Genomic DNA, 18,930 nt, shown 5'->3' with positions numbered 1-18,930 from the left:
TCGAGTGTCTATGTCTCCTAGTTCTTCAGGTCATGTCAACATGATGAAAGGTCAGCCATTTCACGTGAAATATCGTGAAATTATTCGCCGGATGAGTTTTCTAATCGGTGCATTGCTGGTCTTTCGACTAGGAGCGCATATTCCAGTACCAGGCATTAATAATGCTGCGTTAGAAAATTTATTTCATGCGAACCAAGGAACTATTCTTGGGCTATTCAATATGTTTTCTGGCGGTGCTTTAGAGCGAATGTCTATTCTTGCTTTAGGAATTATGCCTTACATTTCTGCATCAATTATTGTGCAGTTAATGTCTACGGTAATTCCTTCACTAGAAGCCTTGAAAAAGGAAGGTGAGCAAGGTAAGCGTAAAATTAATCAATATACGCGTCAGGGTACGTTGTTGCTTGCAGTGGTTCAGGCAGTTGGTATGTGCGCAGGTTTGATTGGTCAGGGTATTACTCTGTCAGTTGGTCTTGAGTTTTATATACCAGCGGTTACTTCACTTGTCGCTGGAACTATGTTCTTAATGTGGCTAGGTGAACAAATCACTGAAAGAGGTATTGGTAACGGTATCTCAATGATTATTTTTGCTGGTATTGTTTCTGGTTTGCCTAAATTAATTATGCAATCAGTTTCATCAGTAGATAATGGTCAGACAAGCTTAATTGGTCTTGTGATCTTTGGTCTTTTGTCTGTAGGTGTGCTGGCTGCCATTGTGTTTATTGAAAAAGCACAACGTCGTATTCCAGTGAATTATGCACAAAAGCAACAAGGTCGTCGTATATTTACAGCACAGCAGACACATTTGCCATTAAAAATTAATATGGCTGGTGTGATTCCTGCGATTTTTGCAAGTTCTTTACTATTGTTCCCAGCGAGTCTTGGTCAATGGGTGGGAAGTGCAGATGCAAATGCTGGATTAATTAAGCGTAGCTTACAAGATTTAGCTTTAGTATTGTCGCCTGGACAGCCTTTGTATTTGGTGCTCTTTGGTGCGTTAATTATCTTTTTCTGTTACTTTTATACGGCTTTAGTATTTAGCCCTAAGGAAGTATCAGAAAATCTAAAACGCAGCGGAGCTTATGTGCCTGGTATTCGCCCAGGTGAGCAAACTGCTCGTTACTTAGATCATATTCTTAATCGTTTGACGTTTATTGGTGCGATTTATATTACGGTCATTTGTTTAATGCCAATGATTCTACAAAGTTCTTTTGGTATTCCATTCTCTTTGGGTGGTACATCATTACTAATCGTAGTTGTCGTTGTTATGGACTTTATGGCTCAGCTACAAGCGCACTTAACATCTCATCAATATGATAATCAAACATTAATGAGAAAAACGACTGCTCATCCTAAGGGATAAGCGCACTTAGAGGTTTCATCATGAAAGTACAAGCTTCTGTAAAGAAAATTTGTGGTAGCTGTAAAGTTATCCGTCGTAATGGGGTTATTCGCGTAATTTGTAGCGCAGAACCTCGTCATAAGCAGCGTCAAGGTTAATCTAATCAAGACCTGTTGATTTCAGTAGGCGAATTGGGTTAATATCCGCCCCTCAAGATTTTGTGGGGCGGTTGATTATCTCTACTGCCTTTTTGGAGAAAGTGAATGGCTCGTATTGCCGGTGTAAACATTCCGGATAACAAGCATGCTGTTATCTCCCTCACTTACATCTTTGGTGTCGGTCGCCATACTGCTAAGAATATCTTAGCTACAGTTGGTATTACTGAAACTACTAAGATCCGTGAGTTGGACGATGCTCAGCTTGATGCGATTCGTGCAGAAGTTGCTAAGGTTCCTACCGAAGGTGACTTACGTCGCGAAATTTCCATGAACATTAAACGTTTAATGGATTTGGGTTGCTATCGCGGCCTTCGCCATCGTCGCAGCTTGCCTGTCCGTGGTCAACGCACCAAAACTAACGCACGTACCCGTAAAGGTCCGCGCAAACCGATTAAAAAGTAAGATTTCTGGAAGCTAAAAGATGGCTAAAGATACTCGCACACGCAAGAAGGTCACTCGTACCGTCTCTGAAGGTGTTGCACACATTCACGCGTCTTTTAATAACACCATTGTTACGATTACTGATCGTCAAGGTAATGCATTGGCTTGGGCCACCTCTGGTGGACAAGGCTTCCGTGGTTCACGTAAATCAACTCCGTTTGCTGCTCAGGTAGCAGCTGAAGTTGCTGGTAAAGCAGCTTTAGATTACGGTTTGAAAAATCTGGATGTCCTTGTAAAAGGTCCTGGTCCAGGTCGTGAGTCTGCGGTTCGTGCATTAGGCGCAGTGGGTTATAAAATTAACAGCATTACCGATGTGACGCCAATTCCTCACAACGGTTGCCGTCCACCTAAAAAACGTCGCGTGTAAGGAGAAACATTCATGGCTCGTTATATTGGTCCAAAATGCAAACTCTCTCGCCGCGAAGGGACAGACCTGCAACTTAAATCTGGCGTTAAACCTTTTGACGTCAAAACTAAAAAAGCTAACAAAGCACCTGGTCAACATGGTCAGGCACGCGGTGGTAAGCAATCTGAGTATTCACTACAATTACGTGAAAAACAAAAAGTCCGTCGTATTTACGGTGTGTTAGAACGTCAATTTAGTAACTACTATAAAGAAGCAGCTCGTGTTAAAGGCGCAACAGGTGAGAACTTGTTGAAATTGCTTGAAAGCCGTCTTGATAACGTTGTTTATCGCATGGGTTTTGGTTCTACACGTGCAGAAGCTCGTCAGTTAGTAAGTCACCGTAGCATTACTTTGAATGGTCGTCGTGTAAACATCGCATCTATTCAAGTTAAAGCTGGTGATGTAATTGCGGTTCACGAAGGTGCTAAACAACAATTGCGTATTAAAAACGCGATTGAGTTAGCTGCACAACGTGGTATTCCAGCTTGGATCGATGTTGATCATTCTAAGCTTGAAGGTACGTTTAAAGCTGCACCAGATCGTGCTGATTTACCTGCTGAAATCAATGAAAGCTTGATTGTAGAATTGTATTCTAAATAATCCTTGAGGTAGCAATAATGACGCGTACTGCAAACGAGTTTCTAACTCCGCAAGCGATCAAGGTCGAAGCGGTTAGCGGGACCTCGGCAAAAGTGATTCTAGAACCTTTAGAGCGTGGTTTTGGCCATACTCTAGGTAATGCTTTACGTCGCATTCTATTGTCTTCTTTACCTGGCGCTGCTGTGGTTGAAGTAGAGATAGAAGGTGTCGAGCACGAGTACAGTACTTTAGAAGGCTTGCAGCAGGACATCGTCGAGCTCTTGCTGAACCTAAAAGGATTGTCTATTAAGCTGTTCGATCAAAATGAAGCATATTTAACATTAGAGAAACAAGGTCCTGGCGAAATTACTGCTGCTGACCTTCGTTTACCTCATAATGTTGAAGTGGTTAACCCAGAACATTTGATCGGTACTTTGAGTGCTTCAGGCTCATTAAAAATGCGCTTGAAGGTTGCTCAAGGTCGTGGTTATGAAACATCTGATTCTCGTTTCCCTGAAGGTGAAACACGTCCTGTTGGTCGTTTGCAATTAGATGCTTCTTATAGCCCGATTAAGCGTGTTTCTTACACCGTTGAAAATGCGCGTGTAGAACAACGTACCGATTTAGATAAACTGGTAATCGACCTCGAGACAAATGGAACGGTTGATCCTGAAGAAGCAATCCGCAAAGCGGCAACAATCTTGCAACAACAAATTGCAATTTTTGTTGATCTTCAGAAAGACCAAACTCCAGTTGCTCAAGAGCCTCGTGAAGAAGTTGACCCAATCTTGCTTCGCCCAGTAGATGATCTAGAGCTTACTGTTCGTTCTGCTAACTGTTTGAAAGCAGAAAATATTTACTACATTGGTGATCTTGTTCAACGTACTGAAGTTGAGTTGTTAAAAACTCCTAACCTTGGTAAAAAATCGTTAACAGAGATCAAAGATGTTTTGGCATCGAAAGGCTTACAACTCGGTATGCGTCTTGAAAACTGGCCACCAGCTAGTCTTCGTATGGACGACCGTTTTGCCTATCGTAGCCGTTAATTAAGTAGGACTATCACCATGCGTCATCGTAATAGTGGTGTGAAATTAGGCCGTACAAGCAGCCATCGTAAAGCGATGTTCCAAAACTTGGCTAATTCTTTATTTGAACACGAGTTGATCAAAACAACTGTTCCTAAAGCTAAAGAATTACGTCGTGTTGCTGAGCCTTTAATCACTCTAGCAAAAAACGATACTGTAGCAAATCGTCGTTTAGCATTTGCTCGTACTCGTAATGCTGCAACTGTAGGTAAATTATTTACCGTACTCGGCCCTCGTTACAAAGAACGTAACGGCGGTTATCTACGTGTTCTTAAAGCGGGCTTCCGTGCTGGTGATGCAGCACCGATGGCTTACGTTGAGCTAGTAGATCGTGAAGTGAATACTTCAGCTGAATAATTGATTTTATTCAAAAAAGACCGGTTTTATACCGGTCTTTTTTATTTTTGATAAGTAGTAAAATTATAAAAATGTCCTCAAGTGACATAAAAAAACGGATAAATGGTCAAACTTGACATTGTGTATTGTCAAAATTGTGCTTTAATAAACTTATATTCTCAACAATGGGTATAAAAATAAAATGGAAAAGCAAGTTGATATTTTAATCATTGGCGCAGGTATCTCAGGAATTGGAGTTGCTGCCCATTTATCAAAAAATTCTCCACAACGCCAATTTGAAATTTTAGAGCGTCGTGAATCTTTTGGTGGAACATGGGATCTTTTCCGTTATCCAGGTATTCGCTCAGACTCAGATATGTCCACATTTGGTTTTAATTTTAAGCCGTGGTGTAAAGCGAATGTATTAGCTGATGGTGCTTCTATCAAAGGATATCTAGGCGAAGTTATTGATGAATATAAATTAAAAGAAAAAATTCACTTTGGTCATCGTGTACTTTCTGCTAATTATGATTCTGAATCAAAGAAATGGCAGGTTGTAATTGAAGATAGCAAGAAAAAACAACAGACTTGGATTGCTAATTTTGTTGTAGGGTGTACTGGTTACTATAACTATGACCAAGGATATGCGCCTTCTTTCCCAAATCAAGAAGCTTTTCAAGGGCAACTTATTCACCCGCAGCATTGGCCTGAAAATTTAGATTACACAGGTAAAAAGGTCGTTATTATTGGTAGTGGTGCAACAGCGATTACTTTAGTACCTGCAATGGCGAAAGGTGGGGCTGGTCATGTAACAATGTTGCAGCGTTCACCAACGTATATTGCTAGTGTACCGTCTATCGACTTTATTTATGAAAAAACGCGTAAATTTATGTCTGAAGAAGCGGCTTATAAATTTACCCGTGCACGTAATATTGGTATGCAGCGCGCTATTTATGCATTGTCTCAGAAGCATCCAAAGACTGTACGTCGTTTACTCTTAAAAGCAATTGAAGTGCAGTTAAAGGGTAAAGTTGATATGAAGCATTTTACACCTTCATACAATCCTTGGGATCAACGTCTATGTGTGGTACCAGATGGTGACTTATTTAAGATTTTGCGTGAAGGTAAAGCGAGTGTAGAAACAGATCAAGTTGAGAAATTTACTGAAAAAGGTATTTTACTTAAATCTGGTAAACATCTTGATGCGGATATTGTGATTTCTGCAACTGGTTTGCAAGTTCAAATTATGGGTGGGGTTCAGGCTACTATTGATGGTAAAGCTCTTAATTCATCTGAACATATGCTTTATAACGGCGTGATGTTGAGTGATGTACCAAATATGGCCATGATTATTGGCTATGTAAATGCATCATGGACGCTTAAGGTCGATATCGCTGCGGAATATATTTGTCGCTTGTTAAACTATATGGACAAAAATAGTTATGATGAAGTAGTTCCGTCTGGTGATAAGACTGAAATGGAAGAAGATACTGTAATGGGTAAATTATCTTCAGGTTATATCAGTCGTGCGGCACATGAACTTCCAAAACAAGGTAAGCATGCTCCATGGCAAGTTACTAATAACTATTTAGAAGATAGAAAGTCGCTTAAAAATTCAAAATTTGAAGATGGTGTTCTACATTTTCATAAACGTTCAGAAACGAATGAGCGTAAGCCAAAACTAGTATCTTAATAGATATTAGATAAATAAAAGGGGCGTAATGCCCCTTTTATATTGAATTTATTAAAGTGTCCTAGAGATTAATTCTTTCATAATTTCATTGGTACCTGCATAAATTCGATTTGCTCGGTGATCTATGTAGGCACGCGCAATCGGATATTCAAGCATGTAACCATAACCACCATGTAATTGAAGACATTCATCTACAACTTTTGAGAACATGTCTGAAATTTTATATTTAGCAGCTGCGGCCGCTTCCACACTCAATTTTTCTTCAAGTTGTAATTCCATACAACGATCTAGATAGGTACGGCAGAAATCGATTTCTGTTCTCAGTTCAGCAAGTTTAAAACGCGTATTTTGAAATGCACTAACAGGTTTGCCAAATGCTTTACGGTCTTTTGTATATTGGACAGTATGCGCAAATGCAGCTTCAGCGCCTGCCTGACAAATAATAGCGACTAGCATTCGTTCCCAAGCCAATTCTTTCATGAGCATAATAAAGCCCATGCCTTCCATACCTAAGAGATTTTCTTTAGGAACACGAACGTTATCAAAAAATAATTCGCACGTATCTTGGCCTTTCATGCCAATTTTATTAAGAGGCTTACCTTTGCTAAAACCAGCTCGGTCTGCTTCAACAATAATGAGTGATAAGTTCGCTGAACCTTTGTCGTTATTACCCGTTTTACAAACGACTACGACCATGTCACATAAGTAGCCATTGGTAATGAAAATTTTAGAACCATTAATGACATAATCATCACCATCAAGTACAGCTGTGGTTCTCACTGCTTGTAAATCAGAACCAGTACCAGGCTCAGTCATGGCAATAGCCGTGACCACTTCTCCGGTTGCCATTTTTGGTAACCACTTTTGTTTTTGTTCTTCATTACCAAAGTTATTTACATAATTGGCAACAATATCTGAATGTAAAGAAAAGCCCGTACTAGAATCCATAGCATAAGCTTGTTCTTCAATTAAGATCATACTGTACAAACGGTCTACTCCAGACCCACCATATTGCTCTGGCATTGTGGTGCAAAGAAGACCTAATTCTCCAGCCTTATTCCAAAGATCTCGATCAACATGTTGCTGTTTTTCATATTTTTCAATATTGGGAACAACTTCCTTTTCATAGAATTTACGTACTGTCTCGCGAAAAGCTTCATGCTCTTCGTTAAATAGTTTTCTCGGTAACATATTTGGAATAGGACGGATGGCACCAGATTGCATTTGTATTTCTTCCTTGGTTCAGGTGTGATGTTATTTCCTTAAACATACGGAAGCATTTCATGGCGAACAATGTGATGAATGCTCAATTATGAGTACAAGATGATAAATTTGGTCAATTTGATATTTTTAGCGATCTTTGGAATGTGATCAGGTAAACTAGGCGCACTATCAACGCAGATGGGGAAATAAATGTCTGACGAAATGACCTTGGAAGAACGTAAAGTAATTTATCGAGCACGCCGCGGCTTAAAAGAAATTGACGTCTATTTTGACCCTTATGTAAAAAACTATTATCTAACTGCGGATCCGGCAGAGAAGGCCTTATTTGCAGAATTAGTCGAACAAGAAGATCCAGATTTGCTAGATTGGTTCATGGAAGTTTCTGAACCTCCACGCACAGAGTTACGTGAATTTATTTATAAATTAAAACAGTACGTACATGGCTAAACTGTTTTGATAAAAGAATTGAATTTTGAGCTGAAATATAGTCGTTTCTCGATAATATTTCAGCTTTTTATTGGCTTGTGTTTAGCAATCCTACTTTATCAACTGTTATCACCTATGTGGTGGCTAGTTAGCCTGATCCTTTTATCTATTGGTTTTCTATTGTTTTTAAAACAATCACGAATTTCTCAAATTGCATATTTAGATCAAAAATCTTGGTCAGTTGCCTATCTTCCTAAAAAAGTTATTCACTGTGTAGAAATTAATAAAATAATTGATTATCAGCTATTTATGGTTGTTTATTTTGAGGGAGCACCTGTGAAAGTAGCCATAATCTGGTTTGATCAACTTCCTTTACAGTATTGGAAAAAGTTAAAAGTCCTACAGAAACTTCATTAATTGTTAGACAATTCTACATTTGTATATTTATTTAAAAATTATAAAAAACAATAATTTAATGTTTATTTTTTTGCTTGAACTCAGGATTGTCTAATTAAAATATAGAAAAAAGCCAAGGAAATACAATTGTCTGACAATTTCACCTATGGGTACCTATTTGATCGGTTAAAGTACAAACACCAACGTAAAGTGTGTCGGAGGTCTCAAAATGGAGATGCCAACATGGTCGTTCTTGGTCATTGCCATCATTCTGGCAGTGGTGATAGGAAGAGCAGGAACTTTACTCAGGGAACATCTTAACCGAGTTAATTTTAACAAAGTTAAGAGACAGAGGATGCAAGGTCGTCGATCAGTCAATTATTAAATTGGTTAGTCGATTAATTTCATCAAGTGTCCAGTTTATAACTGGGTGCGATTGTAGTAAGGAGGTCTCTCATGGAGATTTCAATGTGGATGTTTCTGTTAATTGCAGTAGTTATGGCTGTGGTAGTAGGAAGAGCAGGAACTTTACTTAAGGATTATATAGAACAAAAATAATATAAGCCGTTAAAAGCTTATCTCAGTTAATAAGTAGCATGTGCTGAACCGTCGCAATGCTACTTTTTTTTGCCTAAAATTTCTGTTTCCCTGAAAAACTGTCAATTTTATCTGCTGTGAAGTGTGTCAAAGTATAAGCGCTACAATTAGAGTAATTACTCTTTTATTCAAGATATGCATCTGCTAATGTACATCTGAAAAGGAAAAAACAAATTACATAGAGGACAGGAAGATGTCTAAAGTCCAAAAAATAAGCCAAGGTTTGGCGATGAGTTTTCTTGCAGCTTCAGTTTTATCAGGTTGTTCATACGTCGTGAAAACCGGAGCAAATGTTGCTTTAGGTTTTACGGAAAAGCACGTCGTTCCGCCTATTCTGGCAATGCAAGATGCTGAAATGGTTTGTAATACTGGTAGTGCCTTAACACCAGCAATCATGTCTACTAAAGGTATGGGTGCAGATCCAACGCGTGTTGCGGTATTAATGTATGCAGCTTCAGGTGTATGTGCTGAGAATCAAGCATTAGAACAGGAATTACGTTATTTGCGTGCATCAAAAGCAGGGCAAGTAACTGAAGCTCAAGATGCACGTATTGCACAAAAGCGCTGGGCAGCAATTGCTGCTGAGCGTCAATATACAGGCTATAAGTTGTTCGCTGATCGTTGGGAATCTAAATATAAATACCATTTAGGTGATTCTTGTCCAACGATGCGTAGTGATACTGATCAAACAGTTTATTTACTTGGAATGATTAGTGGCCTTCAGGCTGTGACCAATGATATTAACTCTGGTGGCGCAGTCAATGTTCCAAAAGATATCGCTGCTATTGTAGAGCGTGGCATGGTCTGTCTTGATAATGAAAAATTCTGGGGAGCACCTAACGCAACACGTGCTGTTATCTGGACTTTATTACCTGGGGCAGATGAAGGAAAACCTGATCCATATCAGACATTAAAGCAATCAGTGCAAATCGGTGAGCAAAAAGGTGTTCGCTTATCTCATGCGTTATATGCGGTAGCTGCTCAAGCAAGTGGTGATGATGCAAAAATCCGTGATGCATTAAGATCCTATGCTGCCTCTCAAGCTGATGATAAGCCTGTTAATCCGAACTTTAAGTTAATCGATAGTATGGCTGGTCTGATTGTACGCGGTATTTCTGACCGTTACTGGACTGAGCATACAGGTGTGCGTACTGGAGATGATGGTATGTCACATTTCTGGGATGATAAGAACGAAGGTGCAGCAGAGCTAGACGAGTTATTTGATGGCGGAGCCGCATCTGAAGCTCCTGCGGATTCATCTGCTCCACCAGCCGCACAGTAAACATATTTGAAAGACTAACTTCTTGCGAGTCTATTGTTAAGTTCTACAATAATTGTAAGAAGTTTAATTTCAAGGAGTGTGCCATGAAAGATCATGTACTGAATAATAAAGTGCTTTTGGTCGCAGTGTGCATTTCCATATCTGCATGTCTACAAGTATTTCCTGATACTTTTATTTATTGGCGGGAAAGTTTACTTGGTGAATTCTGGCGTTTATGGACTGCACATTGGGTACACGTAGGGTGGATTCATTTCCTTTTAAACATGATGGCATTCGCCTGTTTACCGTTTATCTTTCCGCACACCAAAGCGTGGCATCTTTTAAGTCTACTTTTACTGTTGCCACCGTTCATTAGCTTGGTCTTCTATTTTTATTTACCTTATATCGAGGCATATGCTGGTTTGTCAGGTGTTTTACATGGGCTATATACAGCAGTTGCTTTAGTTTATTTGCAATATCGTAAAGAACGGAATTTTGCTTTTCTGGTCTTAGGATTAATTATTGCAAAACTGATATGGGAAAATACTTTTGGACAAACAGGAACTGCCCAGTTAATAGGGAGCCCAGTCTTAACTGAAGCTCATTTATATGGAGCAATTGGTGGAGCAATCTTTGGGGGCTGCTATTGGCTTGCTCAAAGATTAAAAAAGAAATATTGACAATACAAACTGTTAAAAAAGTGATTTTAGTCATTCTTTATTAACAAAGTTTGATGCAAATTTGATCGTTGAATAAAGGGATTGGTAGAAGGGGGAAGGAATTAACCCCTGACCAAGAAAATTGCATGACTCAAGCTCCTGTTTTTCAGGTTTTTGAGAGAACAAAATTGGAATATTTATGCAAGAACATCAGGAAAAAAGATCTGGATTAGGTCTGTTGGGTTATATCTGGAACGAATGGATCTCAACATTCGTCATCCTCATTCTACTATTAATGACACTAATCATTGGTACCGGGGAGATGATCCACGGGCAATTATTACGTATCGGGGAACGTCTTTATGGTGATCCTGCGATAGGCATGCAATATTCATTTTTGCGTGCTGAACCTGAAAAGCCGACTTGTGATCGACATCCAAATATCGATGCTCAAGTAAAAGAACAAATGAAAGCGAATGCATCTGATGATTTTTCGAGTTTCTTTGGTGCAGCATCGGAAAGTGATGTCCGTGCATCGCTTCTCGCAGCGCAGCAACAATGTGACGAGAAATATCAAGCATATGACAAGACAATTAAATATATCGAAGCTAACCCTGGTGTGCGTACTTACCGTGCCATCGAGACTGGTTTCTTTGGTATTTTTAAATTTGGTACAGAAAACCGCGCAATTTTACTGATCTTTATGGTTCTAATTTCTGCGATTACTGCATCGTTAAAATTTCACCATATTGGCTTACGTAATCCAGCAACAAAAATCGATTACAAAGTCTATTCAATCTTTATGGTGATTGGTAATGCGCTACTCAGTTTCTCTGTAATTAGTCAGTATCGTTCAGTCATTAACTCTGGTGTGACACCTACCTATGAAACAGTAACCATTTACTGGATTTGGATGATTCTATTCGTTGTTCTGACTTTAATTAGTCTTTATCAACTATTTTTTTCACCACCAGCAAAACGTGAAGGCGGTAATATTGGTTTAGCCTTATTAAGTGTACCTTTATATGCTTACATGGCTTTGATTACGGGCATAGTATTCACATTCTTTATGGATTATCCAATGGGGCAAGGGATTTACCTTGGCTTGTTGGTTGAGTTCTCAGGTATTTTCTTAAACCTTGCCTTGTTTATTTGGGCAGGTATGCTTTTAACTCAAACACGTGTTATGGACTTGTTCCTTAATGTGCTTCGTCCATGGAATTTGGCACCAGAAACCTTAACATGGTTAATTCTAATTGCAGCTGCGGTACCGACGGCTTATACAGGCGCGTCAGGTATTTTCGTTATTGCAGCAGGTGCAATTATTTATAAAGAAGTCTGGAATGCGGGTGCTCGCCGTCAATATGCATTGGCTGTATCTGCAATGTCAGGTTCTTTAGGTGTGGTAGTACGCCCATGTCTACTGGTTGTTTTAATTGCAATGCTGGACAGTCGTCATGTAACGTCCGATGAGTTGTTTGGCCATGGTGTCTATGTATTTTGGTTAACAGCATTTATTTTCTTGGGTGTTTCATTACTCTTGGCTGAAGAGAAGTTCCGTGTAAATTCACCAAAAGTTGCGATTCCGGGCATGATGCGTGCCTTTGTACCTGTAATTCCATACATTCTGATCACTGCTGTTGTTCTTGCTATTTATAAATATGCGCTAGACACAGGAATGAATGAATTTACTGCCCCAGTAATTTTGCCATTAGTTCTGATTGCAATGATTTTGTATGACAAATTGGTCGCTACAAAAGAAACTCCTGCGATCAATATTCATGAGGCGATTGTTCGTGAACACGAACAGAAATCACCATTCCTTCGAGCGCATGATCCGCATAGTTCTCAATTCCGTCTTGGTTTTGGTGGAGCGCTTCGTTTTGCAACTTCAGAAACTGTAGGCCATATTGGTGCACTAATTATTCTGATGGCATTGTCTGCAAGTGTTGGTGGTTTAATTGAACGTTCTGAAGTGGTTGAATTATTGCCGACTCATTTAGGCAGTATCTATATATCACTGGCATGTATTGCACTGTTACTTGCTATTATTGGTATGTGTACAGATCCATTTGGTGCTGTAATTTTAGTTGCTGCAACCATTGCGCCTGTAGCATACGAAAATGGCATCCATCCAATTCACTTCTGGATGATTGTGTTGGTTGCATTCGAATTTGGTTATGTAACTCCACCAGTTGCCTTGAACCATCTACTCACGCGGTTGTCCGTCGGAGATGATGAAGTGAACGCTGCTGATGCTGAAGCGAAAGAGAAATATACAAGCTTCTACTTCCGCTATGAGCGCTGGTTGCTACCAATTATTGTCTTGTTCTCATCACTAGTATTGGTTACTTATGTGCCATATGTATTTAAGTTATTCGGTTGGTATCATTAACTTAAATTAAAGTATCGGTTATACAAAAAAGCCTTCCTAAATGGAGGGCTTTTTTTATTAAGAGGATTCAATAAATTTAGGAAAAAAGAATGGCTAGAGTTATGAATTAAAATAAAAAAAGCTAAAGTTATCTATCTTTAGCTTTTTTATTTCCCATTGAAAAACTATTGCTGTTTGAGCTGAGCTTCAAGCAATTTAACTTGTTCTTCTTTGAGTTTAGTTAATTGATCAGCATCAGCATGCTGAGCTTTTAAAGTTGCTTCCTGATCTTTTAGCTGGCGATGGATGTCATCGAGTTTAGACACTTCTTCTTTTGCTAAAGACTCTTGAGCTGGTACAGGCTGTTTGAGTACATCTTCATTCACAAGCTGTTGTGAACTTGCAGCTTCTGCTACAGGTTCTGAACTTGATGATGGATCCGTGGTTTTAGCAGGAGCGGGTGTCGAAACAGGTTGAGGATCAACCATTGGTGCGGATGACTCGGTTTTTTTGAAAAACCATTGTGCAGCTAAAAAAAGCACTACAAGAATGCTTAAGCCCCCAATTAAAATCCACAATAGTTTTGAGTTTTGTTTTCTTTGTAGTGGCATCTCTAAGACCTTTAGTCAGGACGACGAGGCTTGAACTGTATTACTCCAACTTCATCAGGTACAGCGGGTGCTTCAGGCTCATCAATATGAGTCGGACGATTTTCACTATAACCGCATTCGATACATTCAATCCATTCGTCTTCAGCGGTGGTTAGCATGACAATCCGATCTGTTGCTTCACATTTTGGACATTTAGCCCCAGCAATGAAACGTTTTTTCATCTTTATCACCCTAACCACACGATCAATTTAGACCCATAGTTTAAGCGGTTTTACTGTCATTCGTCCAACCTTGATGACGTAACAGTGCATCAATTTTAGGTTCACGGCCACGGAAACTCACAAATGCTTCAAGTGCAGTATCTTTACCACCCACTGCTAAAATTGCCTGACGGAATTCTTTACCAGTTTGAGTGTTGAAAATACCTTCGTGTTCAAAACGATCAAATGCATCACTCGCTAAAACTTCTGCCCATTTGTAAGAGTAATAACCCGCCGCATATCCACCAGCAAAAATATGACTGAAGCTATGTTGGAAGCGGTTGTAGTCCACAGCTGGAACAACTGCGTACTGCTTACGAATATCATCTAGGGTCTGCTGAATTTGCTCACTATTCAAAGCAGGTGTTTTAGTGTGAATAGTCAAATCAAACAATGCAAATTCAAGCTGACGTAAAGTTTGCATACCAGACTGGAAGAATCGCGCATTTAATAAAGCATCGAGTAATTCTTGTGGCAAAGTTTGTTTACTATCGATGTGTTCACTTAATACATCTAGGCTTTCTTTATCCCATGACCAGAATTCCATGAACTGGCTTGGTAGCTCTACTGCATCCCAAGCAACACCATGAGTTCCTGCAACTGAAATATTATCTACTTCGGTTAGCATATGATGTAAACCATGTCCAAACTCATGGAATAACGTGATTACTTCATCATGGGTGAGTAAAGCAGGTTGATCACCTACTGGAGGCGTGAAGTTACACACCATGTAGCAAATTGGTTTTTGTAAACCATGAACAGTTTGCATGCGTGAACGGAAACCATTCATCCATGCACCGCCACGTTTACCCGTACGTGCATAGATGTCAAAGAAGAATCCACCAATCACTTGGCCTTGGTCTTCTAATTCAAAATAACGTGCATCTGGGTGCCAGACTGGTGCTTGTCTTTCGATGATGCTAATACCATATAAGCGCTGCACGATCTGAAATAAACCCTGAATGACTTTAGGTGCAGGGAAGTACGGTTTTAATGCCTCTTGCGATAAGTTGAATTGTTGCTGTTTGAGCTTTTCAGAATAGTAAGTACTATCCCAAGGTTTAAGTTCGTCAACACCATCTTGCTTGGCAATCTCTTGAAGTTCAGCAATTTCTTGAAGAGCAGGGGCTCGAGCATGCTCAGCGAGATCAACTAAAAAGTCATGTACCGTTTTTACATCTGGTGCCATTTTGCTTGCAAGAGAATATTCAGCGTAGTTATTGAAACCAAGTAGTTTCGCCATTTCCTGACGAAGACTTAAAATTTCTTCCATAATTTTGCTGTTATCAAACTCAGTTTGTTCCGACTGATCAGATGCACGAGTGACATAAGCTCTGTAAAGCTCTTCACGCAAAGCGCGGTCATCTGCATAAGTCATGATTGCAAAATAAGCTGGGAAATCTAGAGTTGCTACAGCTTGATCGAGTTCACGTTGTTTACCGTATTGTTTTAATAACTCAACATTACTTTCAGGAAGACCTTTTAGCTCAGTTTCTGTAAGCGGTTTAAAGTACGCTTGTGTTGCATCAAGTACGTGGTTAGAAAAATCAGAAGAAAGCTGTGAAAGGCGAGCAGAAATATCTGCATAGCGTTTTTTTTCTTCACCCTCTAAAGCCACACCAGAAAGTTTAAAATCACGTAAAGCGAGACGAATAGCACTTTGTTGGGCTGGACTAAGAGAGGTATAACCCTGACCATCATGGATATGCTGATAAGTTTGATAGAGCGCCGTGTGTTGACCAAGTTGAGTGTAATATTCACTCAAAGCTGGTAATAACGATTGATAGACTTCTCTGGTTTCAGCATTGTTCATCACCGCATTTAAATGTGATAAAACACCCCATGATTCACTAAGATTGTTTTCAAGTGTATCGACTTGTTCAAGTACGACAAGTTGTTGAGCGGTATCGGTAGGTACAGCGGTAAGAGTATTTAAAAATTCTTGGCCTGCTTGAATCGCTTGTTGGATGTCTTGTTTTAAATTTTCTAATTTAATTTCATCAAAACGCGGGGTTGGTAAGGTCGCTTGCTGTAAAGTCATTGCTGTTAGCCACATTATTTTTTAAACATGTTATTAGATGTAGGTCCTCTCAAGCCAGAAATCAAGTTTAATGTGCAAAATAAGCTTTTTAAAAAGAAATAAGTCCCAAATCGGGACTTATTTCTAGGCTAGCAACATCTAGTATTTAATTATTCAGCCTTTGATTTTGCATTGGCCTTTTTCTTTTTAGGCTTAGACTTTTTCTTTACTTTTTCTGGTTTACTTTCGGCTTTTGCAGAAGGTTTTTTACCAGATTTTTTAGTATAAGAACTCGCCTTGGCTTTTTCTTTCTTTTTATGAACAGGTCTTTCACCATCACTACTTGTTGGTTTACTGAAAACTTCTTCAGTTGCCTGTGAAGATGTTTTAGTTGTGCGTGGAGCTCGGCTTCGAACGACTCTTCCTGCATGCGTGATTTGCTGAAGAAGCTGGAAGTCAATTTTACGTTCTTCAAGATTTACGCCAGCAACCTGAATTTTAACTTCATCGCCTAAACCAAAGACTTGACCACGATTTTGACCTACCAGATTTTGGCTCGCTTGGTCATAAATAAAGAAGTCATCGCCGAGTTGGCTAATATGAATCATGCCATCGACATATAGATCTTTAAGCGTAATGAATAAACCAAATTCGGTTACTGCACTTACGATACCAATAAACTCATCACCCAAATGCTGTTGCATATAGTGACACTTCAACCAAGTTGTTACGCTACGAGAAGCTTCATCTGCACGGCGTTCAGTTTGAGAAAAATGTTCACCAGCATCATCAAGCGCAGCACCAGAGAGTGGATAAGGCTTTTGTTTCAAGTGTGCCTTAATAGCACGGTGTAACAATAAATCTGGGTAACGGCGGATTGGCGAAGTGAAATGGGTATAGGCTTCATAAGCCAAACCATAGTGCCCCGCATTTTTTGCACCATAATAAGCTTGCATCATTGAGCGTAATAAAACGGCATGAATACTTGGAGCATCAATACGGTCTTTGGTCGCTTCAATAACTTTTTGATAGTCTGCTTGAGTTGGTTGATCAGGGAAGGGTAGACCAAGCAATTTCACAAAGTCTTTTACTTTCTGAATACGTGAAAACTCTGGAGCTTCATGCACACGATATAACATTGGAACATCATGTTCTAATGCATATTCAGCTGCAGCAACGTTAGCAAGCAACATACATTCTTCAATGAGCTTATGTGCTTCATTACGTGTACGTGGCAAAATTTCTTTAATCCCGCCCAGCTCATCAAAAGTCATGTACGTTTCAATGGTTTCAAATTCCATTGCATGGCGGTCAGCACGCAAGTTTTTCAAAATTTGATAAAGCTGGAAAAGTGTATTTAAAGATTTATGAACATCACGATCTTTTGGAATCGCATCTGTTGCACCTTCAAAGTATTGCGCTACCTGTGTATAGGTCAAACGTGCTTTTGAGTGCATAACCGACGGATAAAAATCGTAACCAGTTACACGGCCTGAACGAGAGAGCTTAAGGTCGCAGACCATACATAAGCGGTCTACATGAGGGTTCAGAGAACACAAGCCGTTTGACAAAGCCTCTGGTAGCATTGGTAATACGAAGTGTGGGAAATATACCGAAGTGCCTCGTTCTTCTGCTTCTTCGTTGAGGGCTGAGTCTAAGCGTACATAATGGCTTACATCGGCAATTGCGACTACAACGCGGTAACCACCACCCGGACGTTTTTCTGCATAAACTGCATCGTCAAAATCTCGAGCGTCTTCACCATCAATTGTAACTAATGCTAAATCTCTTAAATCAATACGACCCTCACGGTCTTGAGCAGATGGCTCTTTAAAACTTTCTGCTTCTTTTAATACCTGAGCTGGAAATTCATATGGCAAACCAAATTCAAGAATGGTTTGTGGAATGATAATTTCTGTATCAGCTTTGTCTGCCATAGACTGAATAATATGTGCTGTTGAAAACTCTTCACGGGTCGGATAGCTATCAATTGCAACACGTAGCATATCGCCAACATTCGCCTCAGCATGTTTTACGAGTTCTTTTTCTAAAGGAATAGGCTGATGCTGATTAGGATTGTTGGGTTGAATAAAATATTCACCCTCATGAACTGACAATTTACCAATTAATTGTTTAACACGATGCTGTAAAACTTCTGTAATAAAACCCCAAGGTTTACCTTTACGGTCTACTGAAGTCTGGCGCACTCTAACTCGGTCACCATTAAATACTAAACGTAATTCACGTTCAGGAAGTAAAAGATCAGTTTGACCATCAATATGTGCTGTACCTAAACCTTTACTATTAATATAAACAGTTGCTTCATATGTTGGTTGATCTGCCACCAACTGAAATTTAAAACCGTCTTTCATGATTTGACCATCACGAACCATAGCACTTAAACGATGACTTAATGCTTCGATACTTTTTTGGTCATGAATATTAAAATGATCGACAAGCTCTGCATGAGATTGTGGTGTTTGCAACTGCTCCAACGTATCTAAAATCAGAGTACGGCTTGGAATAGGATTGTCATAACGTTCAGCTTCAGCTTTCGCTTCAGGGTCAGCCCAGTTTTTTGTCATGTCGTTTTGTTTCACGCTTGGCAGATAAGTTTAGCATAAGCCATGCAGACCCGAACTGCACGTTCAGGTTTGCAATAATGTGTTATGCACTACAGTATTTTGATGAAGAAATAATATCTATCTTAACAAGCGTTTGATCGAAAAAGACGAAAATAATGAGGAAATTGCTTAAAAAATAATTCATTGAACTAAAAAACAAGAAAATTTCAGTATGATGACTTGAACAATGTGGTTTTAGTTTGTATTATGGCGGCTCGTTCCGGTGAGGTGGATGAGTGGCTGAAATCACTTCCCTGCTAAGGAAGCATACCTATTACTGGTATCGAGGGTTCGAATCCCTCTCTCACCGCCATTTACTTAATGCGCTCATAGCTCAGCTGGATAGAGCACTTGGCTACGAACTAAGGGGTCGGGAGT

Annotated in this window: 18 protein-coding genes and 1 tRNA gene; 14 read left to right on the top strand and 5 right to left on the bottom strand. The window is 39.6% G+C overall.

The genetic code is table 11. The annotated features are described in order from the left end of the window. Nucleotides 1-43: 43 nt before the first annotated feature. The 8 genes from secY to ODQ17_RS13605 all read left to right on the top strand — a co-directional run bounded on the left by secY (nucleotide 44) and on the right by ODQ17_RS13605 (nucleotide 6,100). Nucleotides 44-1,363 (top strand): preprotein translocase subunit SecY, encoded by a 1,320-nt coding sequence (gene secY / locus ODQ17_RS13640; protein WP_171056864.1) that lies wholly within the window; start codon nucleotides 44-46, stop codon nucleotides 1,361-1,363. Between the two features lie 20 nt (nucleotides 1,364-1,383). Continuing rightward, nucleotides 1,384-1,500, top strand: coding sequence for a 50S ribosomal protein L36 (gene rpmJ / locus ODQ17_RS13635; RefSeq protein ID WP_000867907.1), 117 nt, complete (start codon nucleotides 1,384-1,386; stop codon nucleotides 1,498-1,500). A 105-nt stretch (nucleotides 1,501-1,605) separates the two neighbouring features. Next, entirely contained in the window at nucleotides 1,606-1,962 is a 357-nt protein-coding gene (gene rpsM / locus ODQ17_RS13630) for a 30S ribosomal protein S13 (RefSeq protein ID WP_004789609.1), read from the top strand. Nucleotides 1,963-1,981: 19 nt separating this feature from the next. Beyond that, a complete protein-coding gene (rpsK, locus tag ODQ17_RS13625) occupies nucleotides 1,982-2,368 on the top strand; it encodes a 30S ribosomal protein S11 (protein ID WP_001040166.1) in 387 nt (128 codons plus the stop codon). A gap of 12 nt (nucleotides 2,369-2,380) precedes the next feature. Beyond that, nucleotides 2,381-3,007, top strand: coding sequence for a 30S ribosomal protein S4 (gene rpsD / locus ODQ17_RS13620; protein ID WP_005301294.1), 627 nt, complete (start codon nucleotides 2,381-2,383; stop codon nucleotides 3,005-3,007). Between the two features lie 17 nt (nucleotides 3,008-3,024). Beyond that, nucleotides 3,025-4,032 (top strand): DNA-directed RNA polymerase subunit alpha, encoded by a 1,008-nt coding sequence (locus ODQ17_RS13615; protein WP_003653641.1) that lies wholly within the window; start codon nucleotides 3,025-3,027, stop codon nucleotides 4,030-4,032. A gap of 18 nt (nucleotides 4,033-4,050) precedes the next feature. Next, nucleotides 4,051-4,428, top strand: a complete 378-nt coding sequence (gene rplQ / locus ODQ17_RS13610) for a 50S ribosomal protein L17 (protein WP_002049717.1) — start codon at nucleotides 4,051-4,053, stop codon at nucleotides 4,426-4,428. 181 nt (nucleotides 4,429-4,609) lie between these two features. Continuing rightward, complete coding sequence (locus tag ODQ17_RS13605; protein WP_322904352.1) at nucleotides 4,610-6,100, top strand: flavin-containing monooxygenase; 1,491 nt, start codon at nucleotides 4,610-4,612, stop codon at nucleotides 6,098-6,100. Between the two features lie 51 nt (nucleotides 6,101-6,151). Here ODQ17_RS13605 and ODQ17_RS13600 read toward each other — a convergent pair whose 3' ends face one another. Further along, a complete protein-coding gene (locus ODQ17_RS13600) occupies nucleotides 6,152-7,324 on the bottom strand; it encodes an acyl-CoA dehydrogenase family protein (RefSeq protein ID WP_192835005.1) in 1,173 nt (390 codons plus the stop codon). Between the two features lie 189 nt (nucleotides 7,325-7,513). Here ODQ17_RS13600 and ODQ17_RS13595 point away from each other — a divergent pair, with 189 nt between their 5' ends. From ODQ17_RS13595 to ODQ17_RS13575, 5 genes are all read left to right on the top strand, one after another. Further along, nucleotides 7,514-7,771, top strand: a complete 258-nt coding sequence (locus ODQ17_RS13595; protein WP_005301304.1) for an FAD assembly factor SdhE — start codon at nucleotides 7,514-7,516, stop codon at nucleotides 7,769-7,771. Nucleotides 7,772-7,777: 6 nt separating this feature from the next. Then, the gene (locus ODQ17_RS13590; protein ID WP_322904347.1) at nucleotides 7,778-8,167 is read left to right on the top strand and encodes a hypothetical protein; all 390 of its coding nucleotides are present in this window, start codon (nucleotides 7,778-7,780) and stop codon (nucleotides 8,165-8,167) included. 769 nt (nucleotides 8,168-8,936) lie between these two features. Further along, nucleotides 8,937-10,025 carry a hypothetical protein gene (locus ODQ17_RS13585; RefSeq protein ID WP_013196784.1) on the top strand — a complete coding sequence of 363 codons (1,089 nt, stop codon included), beginning with the start codon at nucleotides 8,937-8,939 and terminating at the stop codon, nucleotides 10,023-10,025. Nucleotides 10,026-10,108: 83 nt separating this feature from the next. Further along, a complete protein-coding gene (gene rrtA / locus ODQ17_RS13580; protein WP_004789598.1) occupies nucleotides 10,109-10,684 on the top strand; it encodes a rhombosortase in 576 nt (191 codons plus the stop codon). A gap of 178 nt (nucleotides 10,685-10,862) precedes the next feature. Next, a complete protein-coding gene (locus ODQ17_RS13575) occupies nucleotides 10,863-13,058 on the top strand; it encodes a TRAP transporter large permease subunit (protein WP_005301316.1) in 2,196 nt (731 codons plus the stop codon). Between the two features lie 164 nt (nucleotides 13,059-13,222). On the opposite strand, the gene ODQ17_RS13570 is transcribed toward ODQ17_RS13575, so the two are convergent. The 4 genes from ODQ17_RS13570 to rnr form a co-directional block, all read right to left on the bottom strand. Beyond that, a complete protein-coding gene (locus ODQ17_RS13570) occupies nucleotides 13,223-13,648 on the bottom strand; it encodes a hypothetical protein (RefSeq protein ID WP_013196786.1) in 426 nt (141 codons plus the stop codon). Nucleotides 13,649-13,659: 11 nt separating this feature from the next. Beyond that, nucleotides 13,660-13,869 carry a YheV family putative zinc ribbon protein gene (locus ODQ17_RS13565; protein WP_004639498.1) on the bottom strand — a complete coding sequence of 70 codons (210 nt, stop codon included), beginning with the start codon at nucleotides 13,867-13,869 and terminating at the stop codon, nucleotides 13,660-13,662. Between the two features lie 40 nt (nucleotides 13,870-13,909). Continuing rightward, nucleotides 13,910-15,964, bottom strand: coding sequence for a M3 family metallopeptidase (locus ODQ17_RS13560; protein WP_322904342.1), 2,055 nt, complete (start codon nucleotides 15,962-15,964; stop codon nucleotides 13,910-13,912). A gap of 134 nt (nucleotides 15,965-16,098) precedes the next feature. After that, on the bottom strand, nucleotides 16,099-18,513 hold the full coding sequence (rnr, locus tag ODQ17_RS13555) for a ribonuclease R (RefSeq protein ID WP_322904340.1): 2,415 nt from the start codon (nucleotides 18,511-18,513) through the stop codon (nucleotides 16,099-16,101). Nucleotides 18,514-18,774: 261 nt separating this feature from the next. Here rnr and ODQ17_RS13550 point away from each other — a divergent pair. Beyond that, nucleotides 18,775-18,865: transfer RNA gene (locus ODQ17_RS13550), tRNA-Ser, on the top strand. The last annotated feature ends 65 nt before the right edge of the window (nucleotides 18,866-18,930 follow it).

Source organism: Acinetobacter sp. IRS14, from assembly GCF_034650275.1.
Taxonomy (GTDB): domain Bacteria; phylum Pseudomonadota; class Gammaproteobacteria; order Pseudomonadales; family Moraxellaceae; genus Acinetobacter; species Acinetobacter oleivorans.
Note: the sequence above shows the minus strand (reverse complement) of the source record. Positions and strands in the feature narration are given on the sequence as shown.

What these genes read in the sequence shown, in the direction of transcription:
- secY (WP_171056864.1), top strand. Translation starts at nt 44, where the DNA reads ATGAAAGGTCAGCCATTTCACGTGAAATATCGTGAAATTATTCGCCGG.
- rpmJ (WP_000867907.1), top strand. Translation starts at nt 1,384, where the DNA reads ATGAAAGTACAAGCTTCTGTAAAGAAAATTTGTGGTAGCTGTAAAGTT.
- rpsM (WP_004789609.1), top strand. Translation starts at nt 1,606, where the DNA reads ATGGCTCGTATTGCCGGTGTAAACATTCCGGATAACAAGCATGCTGTT.
- rpsK (WP_001040166.1), top strand. Translation starts at nt 1,982, where the DNA reads ATGGCTAAAGATACTCGCACACGCAAGAAGGTCACTCGTACCGTCTCT.
- rpsD (WP_005301294.1), top strand. Translation starts at nt 2,381, where the DNA reads ATGGCTCGTTATATTGGTCCAAAATGCAAACTCTCTCGCCGCGAAGGG.
- ODQ17_RS13615 (WP_003653641.1), top strand. Translation starts at nt 3,025, where the DNA reads ATGACGCGTACTGCAAACGAGTTTCTAACTCCGCAAGCGATCAAGGTC.
- rplQ (WP_002049717.1), top strand. Translation starts at nt 4,051, where the DNA reads ATGCGTCATCGTAATAGTGGTGTGAAATTAGGCCGTACAAGCAGCCAT.
- ODQ17_RS13605 (WP_322904352.1), top strand. Translation starts at nt 4,610, where the DNA reads ATGGAAAAGCAAGTTGATATTTTAATCATTGGCGCAGGTATCTCAGGA.
- ODQ17_RS13600 (WP_192835005.1), bottom strand. Translation starts at nt 7,324, where the DNA reads ATGCAATCTGGTGCCATCCGTCCTATTCCAAATATGTTACCGAGAAAA.
- ODQ17_RS13595 (WP_005301304.1), top strand. Translation starts at nt 7,514, where the DNA reads ATGTCTGACGAAATGACCTTGGAAGAACGTAAAGTAATTTATCGAGCA.
- ODQ17_RS13585 (WP_013196784.1), top strand. Translation starts at nt 8,937, where the DNA reads ATGTCTAAAGTCCAAAAAATAAGCCAAGGTTTGGCGATGAGTTTTCTT.
- rrtA (WP_004789598.1), top strand. Translation starts at nt 10,109, where the DNA reads ATGAAAGATCATGTACTGAATAATAAAGTGCTTTTGGTCGCAGTGTGC.
- ODQ17_RS13575 (WP_005301316.1), top strand. Translation starts at nt 10,863, where the DNA reads ATGCAAGAACATCAGGAAAAAAGATCTGGATTAGGTCTGTTGGGTTAT.
- ODQ17_RS13570 (WP_013196786.1), bottom strand. Translation starts at nt 13,648, where the DNA reads ATGCCACTACAAAGAAAACAAAACTCAAAACTATTGTGGATTTTAATT.
- ODQ17_RS13565 (WP_004639498.1), bottom strand. Translation starts at nt 13,869, where the DNA reads ATGAAAAAACGTTTCATTGCTGGGGCTAAATGTCCAAAATGTGAAGCA.
- ODQ17_RS13560 (WP_322904342.1), bottom strand. Translation starts at nt 15,964, where the DNA reads ATGTGGCTAACAGCAATGACTTTACAGCAAGCGACCTTACCAACCCCG.
- rnr (WP_322904340.1), bottom strand. Translation starts at nt 18,513, where the DNA reads ATGACAAAAAACTGGGCTGACCCTGAAGCGAAAGCTGAAGCTGAACGT.